The organism is Bacillus bingmayongensis (genome assembly GCF_000299035.1).
GTDB lineage: Bacteria > Bacillota > Bacilli > Bacillales > Bacillaceae_G > Bacillus_A > Bacillus_A bingmayongensis.
The window spans coordinates 1,111,537-1,131,855 of the sequence record NZ_JH921518.1; the positions used below are offsets into that span (position 1 = coordinate 1,111,537).

The 20,319-nt window shown below is 35.3% G+C and carries 12 protein-coding genes; 5 read left to right on the forward strand and 7 right to left on the reverse strand.

What is annotated here, in order from left to right:
• Window positions 1-26 precede the first annotated feature (26 nt).
• Window positions 27-1,421, forward strand: coding sequence for an O-antigen ligase family protein (locus tag Y7E_RS0120260; protein WP_026049285.1), 1,395 nt, complete (start codon window positions 27-29; stop codon window positions 1,419-1,421).
• Window positions 1,422-1,656: 235 nt separating this feature from the next.
• Here Y7E_RS0120260 and Y7E_RS0120265 read toward each other — a convergent pair whose 3' ends face one another.
• Window positions 1,657-4,368, reverse strand: coding sequence for an S-layer homology domain-containing protein (locus Y7E_RS0120265; protein ID WP_017153096.1), 2,712 nt, complete (start codon window positions 4,366-4,368; stop codon window positions 1,657-1,659).
• 954 nt (window positions 4,369-5,322) lie between these two features.
• Window positions 5,323-7,173, reverse strand: coding sequence for an S-layer homology domain-containing protein (locus Y7E_RS0120270; RefSeq protein WP_017153097.1), 1,851 nt, complete (start codon window positions 7,171-7,173; stop codon window positions 5,323-5,325).
• A 688-nt stretch (window positions 7,174-7,861) separates the two neighbouring features.
• On the opposite strand from Y7E_RS0120270, the gene Y7E_RS0120275 reads away from it, so the two are divergent.
• Window positions 7,862-9,109 carry an ArnT family glycosyltransferase gene (locus Y7E_RS0120275; RefSeq protein ID WP_237741398.1) on the forward strand — a complete coding sequence of 416 codons (1,248 nt, stop codon included), beginning with the start codon at window positions 7,862-7,864 and terminating at the stop codon, window positions 9,107-9,109.
• Window positions 9,110-9,191: 82 nt separating this feature from the next.
• On the opposite strand, the gene csaB is transcribed toward Y7E_RS0120275, so the two are convergent.
• Together csaB and Y7E_RS0120285 are read right to left on the reverse strand one after the other, a co-directional pair.
• Complete coding sequence (gene csaB / locus Y7E_RS0120280) at window positions 9,192-10,283, reverse strand: polysaccharide pyruvyl transferase CsaB (RefSeq protein WP_017153099.1); 1,092 nt, start codon at window positions 10,281-10,283, stop codon at window positions 9,192-9,194.
• 201 nt (window positions 10,284-10,484) lie between these two features.
• Window positions 10,485-12,005 carry a putative polysaccharide biosynthesis protein gene (locus tag Y7E_RS0120285; RefSeq protein WP_017153100.1) on the reverse strand — a complete coding sequence of 507 codons (1,521 nt, stop codon included), beginning with the start codon at window positions 12,003-12,005 and terminating at the stop codon, window positions 10,485-10,487.
• 497 nt (window positions 12,006-12,502) lie between these two features.
• Here Y7E_RS0120285 and secA2 point away from each other — a divergent pair, with 497 nt between their 5' ends.
• Together secA2 and Y7E_RS0120295 are read left to right on the forward strand one after the other, a co-directional pair.
• The gene (gene secA2 / locus Y7E_RS0120290; protein WP_017153101.1) at window positions 12,503-14,866 is read left to right on the forward strand and encodes an accessory Sec system translocase SecA2; all 2,364 of its coding nucleotides are present in this window, start codon (window positions 12,503-12,505) and stop codon (window positions 14,864-14,866) included.
• Between the two features lie 13 nt (window positions 14,867-14,879).
• The gene (locus Y7E_RS0120295; RefSeq protein ID WP_017153102.1) at window positions 14,880-15,770 is read left to right on the forward strand and encodes an accessory Sec system S-layer assembly protein; all 891 of its coding nucleotides are present in this window, start codon (window positions 14,880-14,882) and stop codon (window positions 15,768-15,770) included.
• Window positions 15,771-15,861: 91 nt separating this feature from the next.
• Here Y7E_RS0120295 and Y7E_RS0120300 read toward each other — a convergent pair whose 3' ends face one another.
• A complete protein-coding gene (locus Y7E_RS0120300; RefSeq protein ID WP_017153103.1) occupies window positions 15,862-16,230 on the reverse strand; it encodes a hypothetical protein in 369 nt (122 codons plus the stop codon).
• Window positions 16,231-16,412: 182 nt separating this feature from the next.
• Complete coding sequence (locus Y7E_RS0120305; protein ID WP_017153104.1) at window positions 16,413-17,885, reverse strand: SulP family inorganic anion transporter; 1,473 nt, start codon at window positions 17,883-17,885, stop codon at window positions 16,413-16,415.
• 360 nt (window positions 17,886-18,245) lie between these two features.
• Between Y7E_RS0120305 and Y7E_RS0120310 the strand changes: the two genes are divergently transcribed.
• A complete protein-coding gene (locus Y7E_RS0120310; RefSeq protein ID WP_017153105.1) occupies window positions 18,246-18,716 on the forward strand; it encodes a hypothetical protein in 471 nt (156 codons plus the stop codon).
• A 34-nt stretch (window positions 18,717-18,750) separates the two neighbouring features.
• On the opposite strand, the gene Y7E_RS0120315 is transcribed toward Y7E_RS0120310, so the two are convergent.
• Window positions 18,751-20,307: a fatty acid--CoA ligase gene (locus tag Y7E_RS0120315; protein WP_017153106.1), complete on the reverse strand. Its 1,557-nt coding sequence runs from the start codon at window positions 20,305-20,307 to the stop codon at window positions 18,751-18,753.
• Between the last annotated feature and the right edge of the window lie 12 nt (window positions 20,308-20,319).

The window sequence follows — 20,319 nt, forward strand, 5'->3', positions numbered from 1 at the left end:
TAAAAAATGAAGAAATGGAGGAAAACATGGTTAACAAGTTGAACCAGACGAATAACTACTTCCCACATTTCCTGTTACTATTCATTGTGTTGCAACCAATTTTAGATTTATTAACATCTTTTTCTATCTACACATTACACATGAGTGCGACAGTCGGAATTGTAGTAAGATTTGCCTTTATGGCTCTCGCTCTAGGATATCTACTTCTCAATTGGAAACAACCTGGTAATAAGAAATATGTTATATATGTATGCTTACTAGGTGTAACAATAGTAGCTGGTTTCATAAACAATATGTTAGTTAAGTCTCCTTTTTATATGGGAGAAGAAGTTAAATTTATTGCAAAAAATATATACCCAATCTGTTTATTATTCGGATATATACTCGCATTCAAAACTTTAAAAGATTTACAATACGCTTACCATAAATTAATGACGTATTTCTTATATGCAACATTAATTTTCAGTATTGTTATGTTTGTCTCAATTGTATCTGGAACGGATTTCCAAAGCTATCCACATTCAAAACTTGGTTCTAGAGGATGGTTCTTTGCTGGAAATGAGTTAAGTGCTATTTTAGCAATTACGTTCCCGATGGTTGTACTTTACTCCGTACATAAAACAACATCGTTTTCAAAAATATACTACTGGATTCCAACAATTTTAGCGATGTATGCCAGCATTATGGTTGGAACAAAGGTTGGTTACGGAGCGATTGTGATTACACTAGGCGTTGCGCTTCTTTTTTCTTTCATTGAATATATGATGCAACGTAAAAAAGAAGGAAAAGGCTTCACCAAGCTCGTAAATACAGTCGTTGCTCTTGTTGTACTAGGAGGTTTAGTTGTCGTAACACCACTTACCCCTATTGCAAAAAATATGGGCATTCATTTACAGATGTATGAATATAAAAAATCAGTAAGAGAAGAGCAAGCAAGACAAGAAGGAAAAGTCATTAAAGAAAATCCTGAAGATGCGCAAAAACATGCAGAAGGAAAATTAACAAGCGGAGAAATGACTAGTTTAATTTATAGTGACCGTGATAGGTTTTTAAAAGTATATAAACAATACTATAAAGAAGCACCTATATCACAAAAACTACTCGGTATGGGATATGCAGGAAACTATAAAGATAAAGTTAAGCTCGTTGAAATGGACTTTCATGACTTATTCTTCGCTTATGGAATCATTGGTTTTCTGATGTACCTGTTACCATTTCTTTACTTTGGAATTCGACTACTCATGCGAGTAATTACAAATTCCAAATCGATTCTAACTGTGAAATATATGTTACTGGCTAGCGCATTAGCGTTATCACTCGGCATCGCTTTTACAGCTGGACATGTATTAACTGCACCGTCCGTTAGTATTTTCTTTGTTGTGATACTCGCTTATTTAATCGTTGATCTTAAGGCAGACTGAATATAGGAAAAAATATAATCAGTGGGGTGATTCTACCTCACTGATTATTATTGATACAAACTATATTACATTGAACTACCCCCACCTACCTCTACATGAGCTTGAGGTGGGGGTCTTACTGCCCACGAATAGCGGGATAAACAAAACAACCTATTTTACATGTAAAACCCCTGTAGAGAATGTCTCTACAGGGGTTTTTAGTAAGGTTCATAGATAGTTCAACTATCTACCGCTATTATTTTTGTGCTTCAGTAGCTTTTGCTTCTGCAACTTTTTCTGCAGCAACTGGAGCTGCTTTTGTGCTCACTTCAGAAGTAGACGCAACTACACTTCCAAGACTTAATTTATTTCCTGCTACGTCCACGATATTGATTTGTGCATTAGTCTTACTAGGTGGTACTACGCTAATTGTTGCAGCTTGTAGAAGATTTATTGGTTTTTCGTTTGGATCTAATGTTAAGTAAACAACATTTGCTTCTTTCGCATCTTTTTCAATTCCTGTAACTGTTGAAGCGTTGTTATTTACAACAACTTTCAAGTCATCAATGAATTCTTTACCATCTTTTGTGATATCTCCTAGGTTTTCATTGAATGTTAACTTGATTGTATTTGTATATTCATCGTTTTTATCTGCTTTTAAATATACAGCTGAATCTAATTGTGGTCCTTCATTATCAATAAATCTGATAATGTTTTCTACTGGTGCTAGCGTTTGCTCATTTGCAACTACTTTGCTACCAGATGCAGTTAATACATTTGTACTAATTGTGAATTTAACATCTTGATTTTTCTTAAGGAAGTCAGCTGGCAACTTAACTTTAACAACTTGTTTGTTACCATAGAAGTCCGCAGTTGTACCTTCTGGTAAAGCTTTACCATCAATTGTATAGTTTTCTAGTAGCTTCGCATTACTGCTCATATCTTCGCCGTAGTTAATTGTAACTACATCTCCCTCAGCGGAAATGATTGACGAATCTTTTTTCACTACAGGTGTAGATACATCAATATTGCCAACTTTTGTAGTAAACTCAGTGTTAGCATTTGTATTTACAGAGTAATAAGCAAGATCAAGAACTTTTGCGAACTTCACAGCGCCATCTTTTAATTGTACATCATATGGTCCCGCTACAGCTGGTGAAGGTAATGTAATATTTAAGAAGTTGCCTTCTGCTTTTACTTCTGTAGGTGTGATTACTACACCGTTATTAGCACGTACAACAACTTTAGATGCATCAGCTTTTTCGATGCCGCCATTAAATTTAATTTTTAATGTGTTACCTTCAATTGTATTTAAGTTATCAGATACAACTTTTGGTGTAGCAGTATCTTGAGATAATGTAACGCCCTTATCTACAGGCTTACCAAGTAAGTGTACGTTATCTTTAAAGTTTTTCAAGTTTACACTTAATGCTACACTCTTTTCACCTGCTGCATATAATGGGTTACGTGCACCATTTTCATCTTCAGCAATGGAAACAATGTATGATTTTGAATCAGTTGGATCGATAGTAAATTGTACATGTCCTGGTGCACCTGTTACATTTCTTTCACCAGCATTCGGGAATGTGTAGTTTCCTTTTTTAACAGTGATTTCAGGATCTTGTCCTAATGTTTCAGAGAACGTTACTTTGAATGTATGACTGTTAATTTGTTTTACTGCTTTCACTTCTGGTTCAGTTGTATCAGCAGACACAACATATTTCGTTTCTAAGATAGAAGCTCTATTCGGATTTGCTGGTAATGTGTCTTCCACATCATATGCAACTACTGCATGCTCACCTCTGTCGAAGATTCCTTCAGGGTTTGTAAGCTTGTTAGTTGTTAACGTATAAACGCCTGGCGTTTTACTTGCTACAAGATCTTTTGGTTCAACTAGTAAACCGTCAATTTTAACTTTTGAATTATTTTTCACTGGCTTGTTGAATGTTAATTGTACTTTGTCACCATCGACAACTCTTGCTCCTAATAATTCTGGTTTTACAGAGTCAGAGAATGTTTTTACTGTATCAAGATACTTTGGAATAGGTTTTAAGTCTGCACCTAATACGCCTGTGCTTACATGCACTGCATATTTGTCGCCATTAGAAAATGCTTTATCCTCTTTCAATCTGAAGATTACGCTTTTTCCATCTTTTGTTAAAACACCATTACCTTCGAAATCTTCAAGTGCTACATCGTTTTCATTGTGTTTAAAAGTATATTTTGTTAAATCAGTAGCTGTTTTCCGATCTACTGGATGATTGAATGATACTTTAATTTCTGATGCATTAATTGCCTCTACTGATTGAACTTTTGCTTCGCCAGTTGATCCTGGCTCGTAGTTCATTGCATTGTAAATGAATTGAGCTGCTTGCTCACGAGTTACAACACCATTTGGATCAAATTTACCTTCGCCTTGACCAGCTACGATACCTAAGCTAGCAAGCGTTTCAATAGAAGATTTCGCAGTTTCCCAAGGTAAATTATCAATATCATCGAAAGTCTTTTTATTATTTTCATCAGCTGTAAAGCCGTATGCATTTACAATAAGTTGTGCCATTTGAGCACGAGTTAATTTTTGGTCTGGACCAAATTTACCGTCTCCTAGGCCAGACATAATGTTATGCTTCTCAGCGATTCCAATGAAGTTCGCATATATATTAGATGCAGGAACATCAGAGAATGATGGTGTAGCTTTTTCATGTTGAAGTCCTTGTGCTTTCACAATAAAAGTAGCTATTTGCGCACGAGTTACATCTTTTCCGAAACCAAATGTACCATCACCGTTACCTACAATGATACCTTTTGCTGTCATATCATTGATCGCTTTAGCAGACCAATGTTCACTTGGAACATCCTTAAATGCATTTTCTTCAGCAGAAGTTGCCACCGACGCTACTACACCAGCTACCATTGCAGCTGTCATTGTACCAGCCATTAACTTATTGAAAGATTTATTTTTTGCCATCTTCTCTATTTCCTCCTCAGAAAATATATTACTAGCTTCAGAAGTATGTATTCAAAAACTAGTTACCTTTTAATTTAGCAATTAAATTTGTAGATAATTTAAAATCAAATATCTTATAAATCATTTGAATGAACAAAATACGGTAAATATAACAATGATTTACAAAATTGCTAAATCTTAAATCATATGCATAATACGCCATCGTAATTTTCTTTTAAAGAGCTTTTTATCGCATCATTCGACATACCAAACTAAATATTTGTCGTTTTTTTCCTGTTATATTATTCCTATCTTTTGAAAAATATCCCAAAATAAAGATGTTTTATAAAAATACCCTATTAATTAACGTTTTTTTCGGAATTTTTTTATTTGTTTGTTTATTTAGAAAAAAATGTTTTTTTGTCGAATTTTAACAAAAAACATTTTTTTCAAGTTCAAATTATCTCATCAAAAATAAAATGAAACTTCTATTAGTAGATCGGCTTCTTCACCTTCAACGGATGGTTCATTAGCCAAATAAATCGAGTTTTCGCAGACAGTTATTTCTTTCTTCTTACTTTCGTTTACTACAATATATAAAATATAAAAATATTTTTATCCCGCTGTTTCTAAACAGTAAGCCCTAAGTTTCACTTGACATGCCTGTGCAGAAAGATGGTCTAACTGTTTCTATGCACGGTCAAATATTCTCTCCTAACTAAAAAGAATGGTTTTATGTCGTTTTTTCAATTTGTATTTACATACTCATTCACTCATTTAGAACTTCATCTAAAAATTCAACTATAAAATTACCTAAAGATTGCTTCTACTCTATCATCACATTACTTTTACAAAAAAAACGAACCACCCTTTCGTTACACACGCAAGGATGGTTCGTCTTTTTCATTTCGATATTACTTTCTGAATATAGTAAGCTTTATTCGTATACAATACGCTAAGCCTGTCCACATTTCATTAGTGTTTTACATACTCTACATTTTCTTTTATAATGTACCCTTCTTGTACCTTAGGATCATCCGAAACGACCTTAATCCAGAGCTGACCATTGATTGTTTCTTCTCCTGTAACAGTTACAACCGTGTCTGTACTTAAACGATACAGGCGTTCATCTGACACACTTGGATTATTTTTTACATCTACATTATTTGTCACACGTGCAAGTTTATATCTATTATACTCTTTCTTACCTAAATACATATCAAAGCGGAACATATGACCAGCTACTTTTTTCCCCCAATTGGCATCCGATGCATACTTCATATTAAGGCCGCCTGCTTTATTACCTGTATACGTCGCTGTATAACGCCAATGTCCTGGATTTAAATATCCTTCATTCATATACACTTTTGCCGCATGTTCAATACAGTCTTCTTTCGAATTGAACTGTTCACCGTTACCATACGGACTGTCATCTGTTGCTCTTAATCCAAATAAATTATTCTTATCTTTTGCAAGATCACTCGTTCCATATAAACTCTCATGAACTGCTAATGAATATAAGAAAAGTGCATTTACATTATATTTACTTTCTACTTCTTTAAACTTCTTCCCTAATCCAATAAGTGGAGAGTCTGGTTTAATCCATTTAATATAACGATCTAACTCTTCTGCTGTATATTTTGTTTTTGTTCGTAAAGATACATAGTTAAAATATTGATAGAAAGTTTCATTTCCGAATGTTTTTCCATCTACACTATATATTTGTTGTCCCTGTTTCATAAATGACGGTGCCGCGCCATATCGAAATTCTGTATAACCTGGTGAACTAGTATTATAAGTATAATATTTATGATATAAATAGCCGTCCCCTTTTACATAATAAAACGATTTTTTCATTTCATTTTCAGGAATTAAAGTTACTTCATTTTTCTTAACATAGCCAACCAAGTCAGAAATTTGAACTTTCACTCGGTCCTCTTCAACCTGCAACACTTTGAATTCCGTTCCGTATTGAACGTATGTAATAATACTTTGTAAGTTATCATTATATATATTCATTGTATTCGTTGTTTCTAATTTCTTTGCACTTGCAAATCCGCCTTGAATCCATACAAATTCACCGTTATACTTAACTCCGTTCATTCCCTCGTTTTGCGCAGCTGTAACAGCTTCTTTATACGTACTATAATTCCCTACCTCTACTTCTGTTCCATCTTCTTTTACATTCGTCACTACATATTTTTTTGTTTCCACAGATTCTTTATCAATCTTTTGAAGCATTCCACTTAAAAATGCTGCAGCAGTACCCCTTGTAGCAGATAACTTTGGTCTAAATGTATGATCTTCTGGATATCCTTTAATAATTCCAGCTGCTACGACAAACTGAACATGCTCCGGATATTGAATTTGCTTTGCATCAGTAAAAGTTAACGGAGATAAAGGGACATTAATATTTTTATATACTAATGCATTTCGCACCATTACTGCCATCTCTTCACGCGTAATTTCATCATCCGGCGCAAATATATTATTTCCGCGACCAACTAGAATTTTTGCATGAGCTGCTCTACTCACACCATCATATAAACCATAGGATTGCGGAACATCTGTAAAGTTTGAATCTGCTTTAGGTAACTGTAATGCTTTTGCTATTAATGTAGCAAACTCCGCCCTTGTTACATTTTTATCAGGTAAATATACATTTCCTCCGTATCCTGACATAATCCCTCTGTCAATTAGGAAGCGTAACTGTGGCTCAAATAAATGCCCTGTAATATCATCACTTGCCGCATAACTCGCTACAGGAGTTAAAAGTAATGAACCAGTTAATGCAACTGCCGCTAAGCCTTTTGAAAATTTTTTCACGTTTATCCTCCTCTTAATCTAATAAATTACTGTTTCCAAATCGATTATATACTACATAGATTGACACGATAAAGTGAAACTTTAATCAGTGGGGGTTTTCTTCATCCCCCACTGATTATTAGCCCTCACGAATCGGGCTTTTACGGGCAGTTGATCCCCCACCTAACTCCCTTGCTTTCGCTGAACTTTGAGGTGGGGGGTCTTACTGCCCGTTAATGCGGGATAAATAAAAATTAGCAGAGAGTAGGAAAATTTCCTCTTGTGATTTCAAACTAAACATATAGTTATAAAGTGAAATCCCCCTCACCATTAGGCTCTTACAGGAAATTATCCCCATCTTGAATCATCAGGTGGATCCATATTTCAACAAATAAAATCCTTTATACTCATTCATAATGATATATAATGTTATTGGTCATAAGTAGCCCTTTCATGGATTACAGTTTTACTTAATCTAATTTTTTCATAGCTATAAATATAGTTTGGAGGATGTATCATGCCTAAGTTATACAAGTTCACATCTAGATCTTTACAGATACTAGCATTCTTATTTTTTATTCTAACATTCATTTACTCTCTTCAATCTTTGCTAAATAACCCTACATATAATCATATACCCTTTCTGTTGTTCATGCTTATCATTGGGGTCATACTTATTCTATTCGTCGCCTTTATAGTTAATCGATATATGAATAAAAGGAAATTTATCCTATTTATTTGTTTACTAGCATTCGGCCTCCGACTATCATGGGTACTTACAATCGACACAAATGTAATCCAAGACTTTGAACGGATGTATCAAGGGGCAATCAGTGCTGCAAATCATGATTTCACTTTTGCGACTAAACCTTACTTTACAACTTGGGTCTACCAATTAGGATTTACGATGTATCAAGCTGCTGTAGTAAAACTATTTGGAACAGGTACCTTAGCAATTAAACTACTAAATATACTATATTGTACTGGTATTACATTGTTCATATATCGGATTGCTGCACAACTCTTTAACGAATTTAGTGGTAGAATTGCTGCACTTACTTTTGCCATGTATATACCGAATATTATCATGTGTTCCGTGTTAACAAATCAACACCTAGCAACCTTCTTGTTCTATGCCGGATTCTATCTTCTTATCAAAAAAGGAATTACTCATCCATATGCATGGATTTTTGCCGGCGTATTGATTGCTTTTGGAGATATTATGAGACCAATCGGCCTTGTCATTCTACTTGCTCTAGCATGTTTTCTCTTCCTAGTTTATATAATAGGAGAGCAAAAAATAAGCAAAAAGATGGTATTAAAAAAATTAGTTGGAATAATTGGTATTTATTATATCGTTCATTATATTGTGAGCTATTCATTTATAGCCGCCGGTATTACGCAATACCCTCTTTCTAATAGGGACCCTTATTGGAAATTTGTATTAGGATTTAATCATGAAACGGTAGGTACATTCTCTTTTACTGACTATCAACTTGTCAATCAGTACGATGTTGGTGAGGAACGGTTTGCAATCGAAAAAAGTCTCATTCAAGAACGTACGAAAGATAAAAAGCAATTCGTAGTATTACTTCATGATAAATTCCAATCCATGTGGGGAGATTATGACGCATCTGTTTACTGGGCACTAGAAGGTTATGAATATCCGAATTTAAAAAATCTCTTACGGACGATTGAAAAACTTTCATATATTAGCATTTGTCTATTTGCTTGTCTCTCCTTCATGAGAGTGATAAAAGAAACAAACAATAAACAATTGTCATTTTTCTTATTATTACTTCTAGGTTATGCAGCTGTACACTTACTCATTGAAATTCAAACACGCTATCGATATTTTATTATGCCCACTTTTATCATCATACAAAGTTATGGCATTTACCTTACTACACAATATATAAAAAAGAAATTTCGGCATAAAACCAAAAGTTTCTCCTAGGTAAAATAATGATAAAGTGAAACTTTAAACAGCCCGCAAATAGCGGGATAAAAATAAGAGGGTGATTTCAAAAGGTCTCAATTCATCGACCTTTTGTTTCACCCTCTTTATTTAAATGACGGATCAATCTTTTTGCTGATTTTACACTTTGCACTTGTAAGTCGTCTACTCTCTTTTGCAAATGATGTTGCATAGCTTCATGTTGATTCAACTGTTTTTTCGCCATTTTATACAAATCTTCTGCATCCCAATCCCCATCTACACTTCCAATTATAGGCTGATTAACTTGCCGTAAAAATGAATCAACTTTCGGATCATACGAAATTCCAATCATTGGTGTTGCAGCCACAGCCGAGAAAATAAGAGCATGGAGGCGCATACCAATCAAAAGCGAGCACTCTGATAAAATAGATATTTTCTCATTAATATCCATCTTATAGGGAAGCATATAAGTCTCCTCTCCTATTAAATCAATCACATCTCGTGATGCATTTTGATCAAAAGGTCCATGCATTGGTACAAAAAGAATATGATACCCTTCCTGTTTCAGTTTTTTTACTGCTATCGCTAACTTTTTCATGTAGTCTTCTTTCGCATTCCAATACCGTACACTAATAGCGATTATTTTCCCATGTAGTGAATGCTTTTGTAACCAATCCGATTTGTATCCTGACCTCCAGGCTAATACTGGATCCGGAACAAGTTCAATCTCTCTTTTTATCCCAAGTTCTTTTAAATATAAAAAAGAATCTTCATCACGTACTGAGATGTATTCTGATTTCGATAAATGCCACTTTACTAACAAACGATTATGTCTTTTAGTAATCGGACCTATTCCTTGTGAATAAATATAATACGGCTTATGTAACAGCCGAGCAAGTCCCATAATACCGGTATAGTACAAAATACTCTTCACACTCGTTTGATCCTGCAGTAGACTACCGCCACCACTAATAAGTCCATCGCTTCTCTTTATCGCTCCATACACCGCTCTTATATCCCAACGATTTACCGCTTCAACACCGTACATTTTTTTTGTATAGTCAGGGTCATTTGAAAGTACAACAAGCTCAAGGTTAGGCTCCTCTTCATGCAATGCTTTAATAATTGATTGCAAAATTGCTTCGTCCCCAACATTATAAAAACCATAATATCCTGATAAAACTAACCGCACGCTTAATCTCCTCCAACATTTCGCAATCAACTGAACAAATTGCCATCAATCTCTCATGACAAAAGATTCGATAGCTTCAAACTTATCTATATATAATAAATCCGTGCAAATTTACCACTGCAACTTAACTTACTATTTGCATTACATATTTCATATAAAGGCCAGATAAATATTCATATCTTCCCTAATAAATGTTTCACTTTATTTACGCAAAAATGGGATTCGCTCTCTTGATATCCAGTTTAATTTCAGCGCACAAATCATATATAAAAGTGATACAACACTTAATGCAATGAAACTATACAGCAATGCGATAAAACGTGAAGTTGTTACATTTATTATAGTAGTTAATTCATACAATCCTATTCCAAATATGCAAGATATAATAATTACGGATAAAAATCCCCCAATTTTTATCGAGTAAGCAAGATACCTTCTAATATAGGCGTAATTTATAGTACAAATCATTATATATATGATAAGCGTGCTATATGCCGCTCCGTCTATTCCAAACTTTCCAACAAGTACAAGGTTTAACAGCCCTTTCACAATACTTGCCCCAATGACAATCCATGCGGCCTGCATAGAACGATTGATTCCTTGTAAAACGCCTATTGATAATACCATATAAGAGGTGAAATACGAACTTCCAATCATAATAGCTAACATGCCGCTTCCTTTTGCATCTGTAAACAAACCAATATTCAACGGTACTGTTAATGCCATCAGCCATATCGTCATTGGCATTGTTATAACGTGCGCAAGTTGATTTGTTTGCTGCACCGTCACTTTCGCTAATTTCATATCTTTCTTTGCTAAAGCAGATGTTAATAACGGAATTAGTGGAAATACAATCGCACTAGAAAATACAACAATCAATTGTGTAAATGCAAACCCCCGACTATAAATTCCATACTGCGTTTGAATCATGCTTGCAGTTCCGTGCAATACATTAGGAATCGTTACAGAATCAATTAAATTTAACAGTGGCATTGATAATGCTCCAATAGCAATTGGAATCGATACACTTAGTATCTTCTTACCATCTCTTTTTAAATCTTGAAATGAATATATTATTCCCTTATAATAATACGAACTTTTTACATACGTCATTCTTAAATAAATGAGCGAACTAATAACTCCTAGAAAAGAACCCACCATCGCTCCGCCAGTTATAACACTGCTACTTTTATTCCAAGTCACAAATAGATAGGCAATTGTCAGCATAAAGAATACGCGAACAAATTGTTCAATTACTTGTGAAACACCAGTTGGAACCATATCACCAAACCCTTGAAAATACCCTCGATATACTGCCATATACGGGGCAATTAAAAGCGCAAATGATGTAACGATTAGTGGTAACCTTGTCTCTTGTCCACCAAGTATTTCTGCGATTTCACTTGAACATAACAGAATACTCACAAAACCCACGGCTCCAAATGTAATCCCTACAATAGAAGCAGATGTGAATAATTTTGCGATTCCTTCTCGATCATGTTTTTCATTACGCTCTGCGATTAACTTTGATATTGCAAGAGGCACTCCTGCTACTGATAAAGTTAGGGCAATCATATACACAGGAAAAACAAGCCTGAAAATACCAAGCACCTCATCTCCTGCGATATTTTGCAACGGAATTTGAAAGAAGCTTCCTAACAGTTTCGATAGAAAGGTTGTAATCGTTAAAATGGCTGCCCCTTTTACAAACTTTTTATTCATATTTCTTCTCTTTTCTTTCTATACATTTATTCTAAATTCATGTAAAACCATATCTAAATCTGAAATATATTTTATTCCTACTTCTTATATATTCACAAAAACTATATATCCATCTTGATTTTCCACCATATAAAGTGAAACTTTAATCAGTGGGGGGGTTCTTCATCCCCCACTGATTATTAGTCCGCACCAATCGGGCTTTTACGGGCAGCCCGCCCCCACCTAAAAAGAACTGTTTTATACCGTTTTTTCAATGTGTACTTATATACTACTGAACCTACACACATATTATCTCATTAAATTATCATAACAAATTTATTATATATTGAATACTCTCTTTCTTTGTTATAAATCAAAAATAAAGAAGCTATTAAAAATTCAATATTTATACTTAACGATATTATTTATCCGTATTTTCCTTCTATTCACTACTTCTACTTGTTCCTTATGAACATGTGCTATAATGAAGCTATTGTCAGTAAGAGGGGTGTAATAGCATGCTGAATTCGTTCAAAAAAATATTAGGGGATTCACAAAAACGTAAGCTAAAAAAATATGAATTACTTGTTGCTGAAATTAATGCACTTGAACCACAAATAGAAGCACTATCTGACGAGGCATTACGCCAAAAAACTGCTAGTTTCAAAGAAATGCTTCAAAACGGGAAAACAATTGATGATATAAAAGTAGAAGCATTTGCCATTGTTCGCGAAGCAGCGAAGCGTGTGCTTGGATTACGCCACTATGATGTACAGTTAATTGGCGGACTCGTATTATTAGAGGGAAATATTGCAGAAATGCCAACAGGAGAAGGAAAAACACTCGTCTCTTCTCTACCAACTTATGTACGCGCCTTAGAAGGAAAGGGCGTACATGTTATTACAGTGAATGACTATTTAGCAAAACGTGATAAAGAATTAATCGGTCAAGTCCACGAGCTTCTCGGCCTGCAGGTCGGATTAAATATTCCAGAAATTGATTCAATTGAGAAAAAACGTGCATATGAGGCTGATATTACATACGGCATCGGAACAGAATTTGGCTTTGATTATCTCAGGGATAATATGGAATCTTCATCATCCTCACAAGTACAGCGTCCTTATCATTTTGCAATAATTGATGAAATCGATAGCGTCTTAATTGATGAAGCCAAAACTCCACTCATTATTGCTGGCAAAAAATCCAGCAGTTCTGAATTACATTATTTATGTGCAAAAGTAATTAAGACATTTCAAGATGCCGTTCACTATACATATGATGCAGAAACGAAATCATCTAGCTTTACAGATGAAGGAATTACAAAAATTGAAGATTTATTTGATATTGATAACCTATATGACATTGAACATCAAACTTTGTATCACTATATGATTCAAGCTTTGCGTGCGCATGTGACATTCCAACGAGATGTTGACTATATCGTACGTGATAACAAAATTATGCTTGTTGATATTTTTACAGGGCGCATAATGGATGGACGTTCTTTAAGTGACGGTTTACACCAAGCGATTGAAGCGAAAGAAGGCTTGGAGATCACAGCAGAAAATCAAACCCAAGCATCCATTACGATTCAAAACTTCTTCCGTATGTATCCAACTTTATCCGGAATGACAGGTACAGCAAAAACAGAGGAAAAAGAATTTAATCGTGTATATAGAATGGACGTTATACCGATTCCAACGAACCGTCCTGTTATTCGTGAAGATTTAAAAGACCTAGTCTATATGACTGCTGATGATAAATATAAAGCAGTGCGTGAAGAGGTTATCAAACGACATGCAAAAGGACAACCTATTTTAATTGGAACCATGTCCATCTTGCAGTCTGAGGTGGCAGCTCGTTACTTAGATAAAGCTAACTTATCTTATCAGTTACTAAATGCAAAAAGTGCAGAACAAGAAGCTGACTTAATTGCAACAGCTGGACAAAAAGGGCAAATTACAATTGCGACAAATATGGCTGGACGCGGTACTGATATTTTATTAGGGGACGGTGTACTGGAACTCGGCGGCTTACATGTTATCGGAACAGAACGTCATGAATCTCGCCGCGTTGATAACCAGTTAAAAGGTAGAGCTGGCAGACAAGGTGACCCTGGTAGTTCACAATTCTTCCTTTCATTAGAAGATGATATGTTCCAGCGCTTTGCTCAAGAAGAAGTAGAGAAATTAAAGAAATCATTAAAAACGGATGCTAATGGACTCATCATTACTCCGAAAGTACATGATTTTGTGAATCGTACGCAACTCGTTTGTGAGGGCAGTCACTTTTCAATTCGTGAATATAATTTAAAATTAGACGATGTTATTAATGATCAACGAAATGTAATCTATAAACTTCGTAATCATTTTTTAAATGAAGAGACAAATATGATAGAGATTGTAGTTCCAATGATTGAACATACAATAGATTCAATCGCTAAACAATATCTCTTAGAAGGAATGCTTCCAGAAGAGTGGGATTTTGTTAGTTTAACAGAATCTATAAAAGAAGTGGTACCTGTTGAAACATTCCCACACTTATCAGCTAACGACATTCAGTCTATCGAAGATTTACATGCACGAATACAGGATCCTCTTTCTAAGTATATTGAGCGTGTACAAGAATTAGAAAATCATATAGAGTCACAACAAGCATTACGTCAAATGGGATTACATTTTCTCGATCAAGTTTGGGTAAATCATTTAGATACAATGCAGCATTTAAAAGAAGGTATCGGATTAAGACAATATCAGCAAGAAGATCCTACACGCCTTTATCAAAAAGAAGGTCTTGAAATCTTCTCTCAAACATTCAGTCATTTTGAAAAGGAAATTTCTTTATATCTTGCACAATATTTAAATATTCCACAAAACATATAGTGAGGTGCATTTCATGTTATCATTTTTAAGAAAAGCAAAAAAAAAAGGAAAAGATTCCGTCATCTCTAGCTCTCAACTATTAGGGAATGAAGAAAGCTCAATTAAAAATAAAAGTGTAAAACCTACACTATACTTCCATCCATCTTGGAGTGAAATTGCACAAGAACAAAAATATATTTACCAATTCTTGAATAAAGATTTAGGAGATTTGCAAGAGAATCAAATCTCATTAGCTGGAATTGAAGCCGAAAAACAAAATGATGCTTATTATGTGACTACTTTTATTCGTAATACCGTTTCACAATCTATTAAACTCGAAACAATAACATTACAATTGCTGAATAAAGATGAACAACTGTGTGCACGTAAAGCATTCCATCTATCAGATTTAGGTGTTATTCCTGCAAATACAAATATGCCATGGGTATTTATATTCGAAACAGATACAATGACTGAGGCATGTTTATCCAAAGAAGATTGGCAACTGGTATTCGAATTGAAACCTGAACACAAGTTAGATTTGGACCCTACATGGGAAGCGCAATTAACAGATAATGCAAAAGAAAGATTGCAGAAAATAGTTGCAGATCTTACACCACCTGCTGAGAATGAGATTAATTTCTTAGGATTACAAACGGAGCTCGAAGAAAGTGGTGAGTTACATGCAACAATGTTCATTCGAAATGGATATAATCAAAATGTAAAACTAGAAAAACTTCCACTGCATATTTCTGATGCTTCTGGAGATGTCATTGCTAAAGGAATTTTTACATTAGCAAATTTTACACTAAAAGCGAATTCAACAAAACCTTGGACATTTACATTTCCTGCGAATTTATTAGTAAAAAAAGATATAGATTTATCTACTTGGAAAGCGTTTGTACCACAATCAAAAGAAAACTAATCCTTCCCTAGCATACTTTCTTTGGTGACACATCATACAAAAAACAAGTCGTATTCTTTATACGACTTGTTTTTTTTGTATGTAAAATGACTTAACTCATTTGCAAATGCTCAATATAGTATTGCGCTTGTTCCTTACAAAGTGAGCCCAAATTTTTAAAACCTAAATTTTCAAGCTCATATAACTGTTCTTTTGTTGGATATTCATTTAATATTCGATTCATTTTTTCATTTACTTTCATTGCTAGCTCTTGATGAAAATCTGGGTGATTTTTTACTTCGTCATCGATTTGATCGAGCCACCTTGATTTTGTATACAAGTACTGTTTCCACTGTTCAACAAATTGTTGCATATCAAATTTTTCTTCATTCCACTCGATTGACTTCATATATTCTGTAAAAGAAGCAACAATTGAACGTGTAATTCCAATTTTCACACCGTGTGGTAACTGTTTGTACATCAAATTTCCCTCCAACTTAAAAATATCCCTTTCATCACTATAAATATTTTATTTTACATCCCCTCTTTTATGATAGCACATCGCGTTTCAAAATGTGGATATGTTGCTAAAAAAATACATTCTACTTACTGCACACTGCATACAAAAAAGCGCCTTTCTTTTCAGAATGACGCTTTACAAATCTATTTTTCTTTCACCATGTTTAACTTTTCTCTTTGCTCATCGTTTGCTAAACTGAGCAGTGTCTTTTCAATATGCGGTTGTACATGTTCAAGCGTTACACTCGCACCCATTTTCTCCGTATGATCCATAAAGTTTAATAACGCCATCGCTCCCGAAGTATCCATATAGTGCACGTCATTCAAGCGCAACGTCAAATGAGATTTCACTTCTTGTAAAGAAGAAAAAATACGATCGACAGATAAGAAGGAAAGTGGTCCCTGAATCATATACATTTCCCCTTCTCCTTTTACAATAGAAGCTTTCCGTTTCTTGCATTGCATCATGTATAGAATGAAAGAAAGTATTATACCGAACGCAACCGCAATCATTAAATCAAATTTCACTGTAATCACCATCGTTAAAAGCATAACAACAACATCACCTTTTGGCGTGACATGCATCTTTTTCATACTATCCCAATCGAACATTCCAATACCTGTTAAAATTAAAATACCCGATAATACCGCAAGGGGAATATATTGTACAACTGCACCAAGCCCCATAATGAAAATAAATAAAATGATGCTATGCATACAAGCTGACAATGCTGTTTTTCCACCGCTTCTTATATTCACAATAGACCTTACAGTTGCACCTGCTCCTGCTAATCCGCCAAACAAGCCACTCATAATATTCCCTATCCCTTGGCCAATCAATTCTTTATTACTTTTATGCCTTGTACCTGTTACATTATCCATTACAACGGATGTTAATAACGAGTCAATTGATCCTAGTAATGCGATACTAAGCGCCGGCAAAATAAGTTCTAGTACTGTCGATCCACTAAAAGATGGTACATGAAGAGAAGGCATCGCTTCTGGAATTGCTCCGATTTTTTCAATCATGTCGTTCAGAGGAATCGTTCCCAGAAAAGGTAATTGAATCGTAAGCCCTTGTAATACATGAGAAAATAACGGCAATGCCAGCGTAACCCCAACTAGTGCTATTAAACTCGCCGGAATTGCTTTAATCCACTTCCCTGCAACAAGCATAACGAGAATTGTTAACAAAACAAGTAAAAAGCTATTTTTTACATGCTTCATCTCGCCCAAAATAATGATAAGTGCAATTCCGTTCATAAATCCTGAAACTACAGAATATGGAATATAACGAATGTACGAACCGAGCTTACATACACCAAATAAAATTTGAAATAACCCTGCCATCATAAATGCAAGAAAACTCGCCTCAAGTCCATACCTTGCAATAACCCCTGTCGCAATGACAGTAATGGGACCTGTAGGACCTGTTACTTGCCCTGCTGTACCGCCAAACAATGCTGCAAATAATCCTGCAAAAATGGCACCGTACAATCCAACTAATGCCCCTTCAGATGTCCCCGTTGCAGCAATCCCAAATGCAATTGCAAGCGGCAGTGCAACAATTGCAACTGTAAAACCTGCTAGGCATTCCTTTGCTATTTTTTGAATCATAAAAAATCACCTCGATATAAAGTGAAACTTTAATCAGTGGGGGTTTTCTTCATCCCCCACTGATTAATAGTTGAACCAATCAGGCATTTACCGGCAGTTCATCTCCTCCCTCCCTCACTTCCTTGCTCTCACCGACTTCTGAGGTGGGAGTGTTACTGCCAGTTAATGCGGGGTAATGTCCACGTACCATTGTACCCTGTAAAAGATTATTTCGGCAGACGTTTTTACAAGAAACTATTTACAGTATCGTGAAGTAAACGTCTTCATACCTCTTTCTCTCTCTTTTTTCTAACTTTGGAAAGAGAAGCGACTGTGCTATAATGAACAGATTAAATCTTTTACTATATATTTGGAGGCATTATGCTAACTTTTGAAGAAAAATTATCGATTATCGAATCTTTCCCAGGGTTGGAAAGAAAGAACGTATCATTAAAACGTGTGAACTTTCACTTTGAAGAAAGTCGCTTAGACAAAAAGAACGTTGTTTATCATTTACATCCAAATGGTAATGGCTTTGTATACGCTAACGGTATTAGCGGTTATAAAACAGACGATAAAGGCATGGTTAACATCCGTGAATTTTCAGCAGACGAACTACGCTCATTAATTCAAAAATCAATTGAACTTCTATCTCAAGAGCCAGAAGAGGTAGTAGCACAGGCTGCACCTGCTAAAGAAGAAGAATGGCGCAATGAAGATGAACATATCCTTACTCTTATCCAAGAAGACGATATGTGGAATGTGTACGCTGGTAGTAACTTAGACGGAACATTTAACTCTTATCCAGAAGCTGCAGAATACCTTGATGAAGAAGGTTTCTCGCGCAAATAAAAAAATGCCTTTCCAAATTGGAAAGGCATTTTTACTATTTTTTAGCACCCTTTAACGATTCTCTAAGCACAAATTTCTGTAACTTCCCACTCGCATTACGAGGAAGTTCATCTGCAAATATGTAATGACGTGGACGTTTATAATCAGCTAATTCATCACTTTCTTTGCAATATCTTTCTAAATCCGCTGCCGTAATCTGTTCATCTTTTTTAACCACTACCGCAACAACACGCTCACCCCAGAGCTCATCTGGTTCACCAAGTACAGCCACATCTAATATGCCAGGATGACTATGCAAGAAATCTTCAATTTCACGCGGATAAATGTTCACTCCGCCACTAATAACCATATCGTCAACACGATCTGCGACATACAGATAACCATCTTTATCAAAATAACCTAGATCACCCGAATGGTACCACCCTTTATACATGGATTTTGCGTTCGCTTCTTCACGATTATGATATCCTGCCATCATGGTTGGTCCACGTGAAATAATTTCTCCCACTTCATACGGTGGTAACACATCATCCGGTTCTGTCGGTCCCTCTTCGTTCGGCTTTACAATTCGAATTTCGTGACTAAAACAAGGAGTTCCAGCTGAACCAGCTTTCGTAATTTGATCTTCTTCTACTAAGAATGCAATAACCGGACCCATCTCTGTCATTCCATAAATTTGAACAAGATCAATATGCAGACGCTCTTTACATTCTTTTACAAGCGCTGGCGCCATCGCGGCTCCGCCGTATATCCCAATTTTCATCGTGCGAAGTTCATATTGTGATAAATCCTCTTGTAACATCATATTCCACATCGTTGGTGCCGCAAAGAATGTTGTGATTTTTTCCTTTTGAATTGTATGTAAAACCGTCTTTGTATCAAATTGGTGTAAAATGATATTTTTCCCGCCCACTTGAATTCTTGGTATAATACCAGCATTTAATTCACCGCAATGATATAACGGCGCGACTGCAAGTCCAATACTGTCACGGTTATATTTTAAGAAATACGTACAAATCATGCTATGTTCGGCCATGTCGCGATGACGGTGTAACACCCCTTTTGGATGACCCGTTGTACCACTTGTATAGAGCATGGAACAATAATCAGTTTCCTCAATAATAATATCAACCGCTTCAGATGAAGCTGCATTTACTTTTTCATGATAAGAAGCAGCGTATGAAGGCGCATCATCTTCTATGTACCAAAAAGAACTGTTTGGGAAATCTTGTTCAATGGCAGCAACCGTCTGTTCAACAGCTTTTTCAAATACAACGACTTTGGAGGATGCGTCCCTAAGGATGTAAGTTACTTCTTTCGCTTTTAAACGGAAATTAATCGGATTGAAAATCGCACCGATTTTAGCACAAGCAAGGTAAACGTTTACAAATTCACGACAGTTATATAGATAAACAGATACGGTATCTCCTTTTTTCACACCTTCTGCAAGCAGAGCGTGCGCCGTTTTATTAATCTGTTCATCCCATTCTTTATACGTCCAGCGAATATTCTTTTCTGGCTCTACTAACGCTTCTTTATTCGAATACTTGCCAACCGTTAAATCAAAAATCCTCCCAATCGTCATATACATGTCAAAATATGC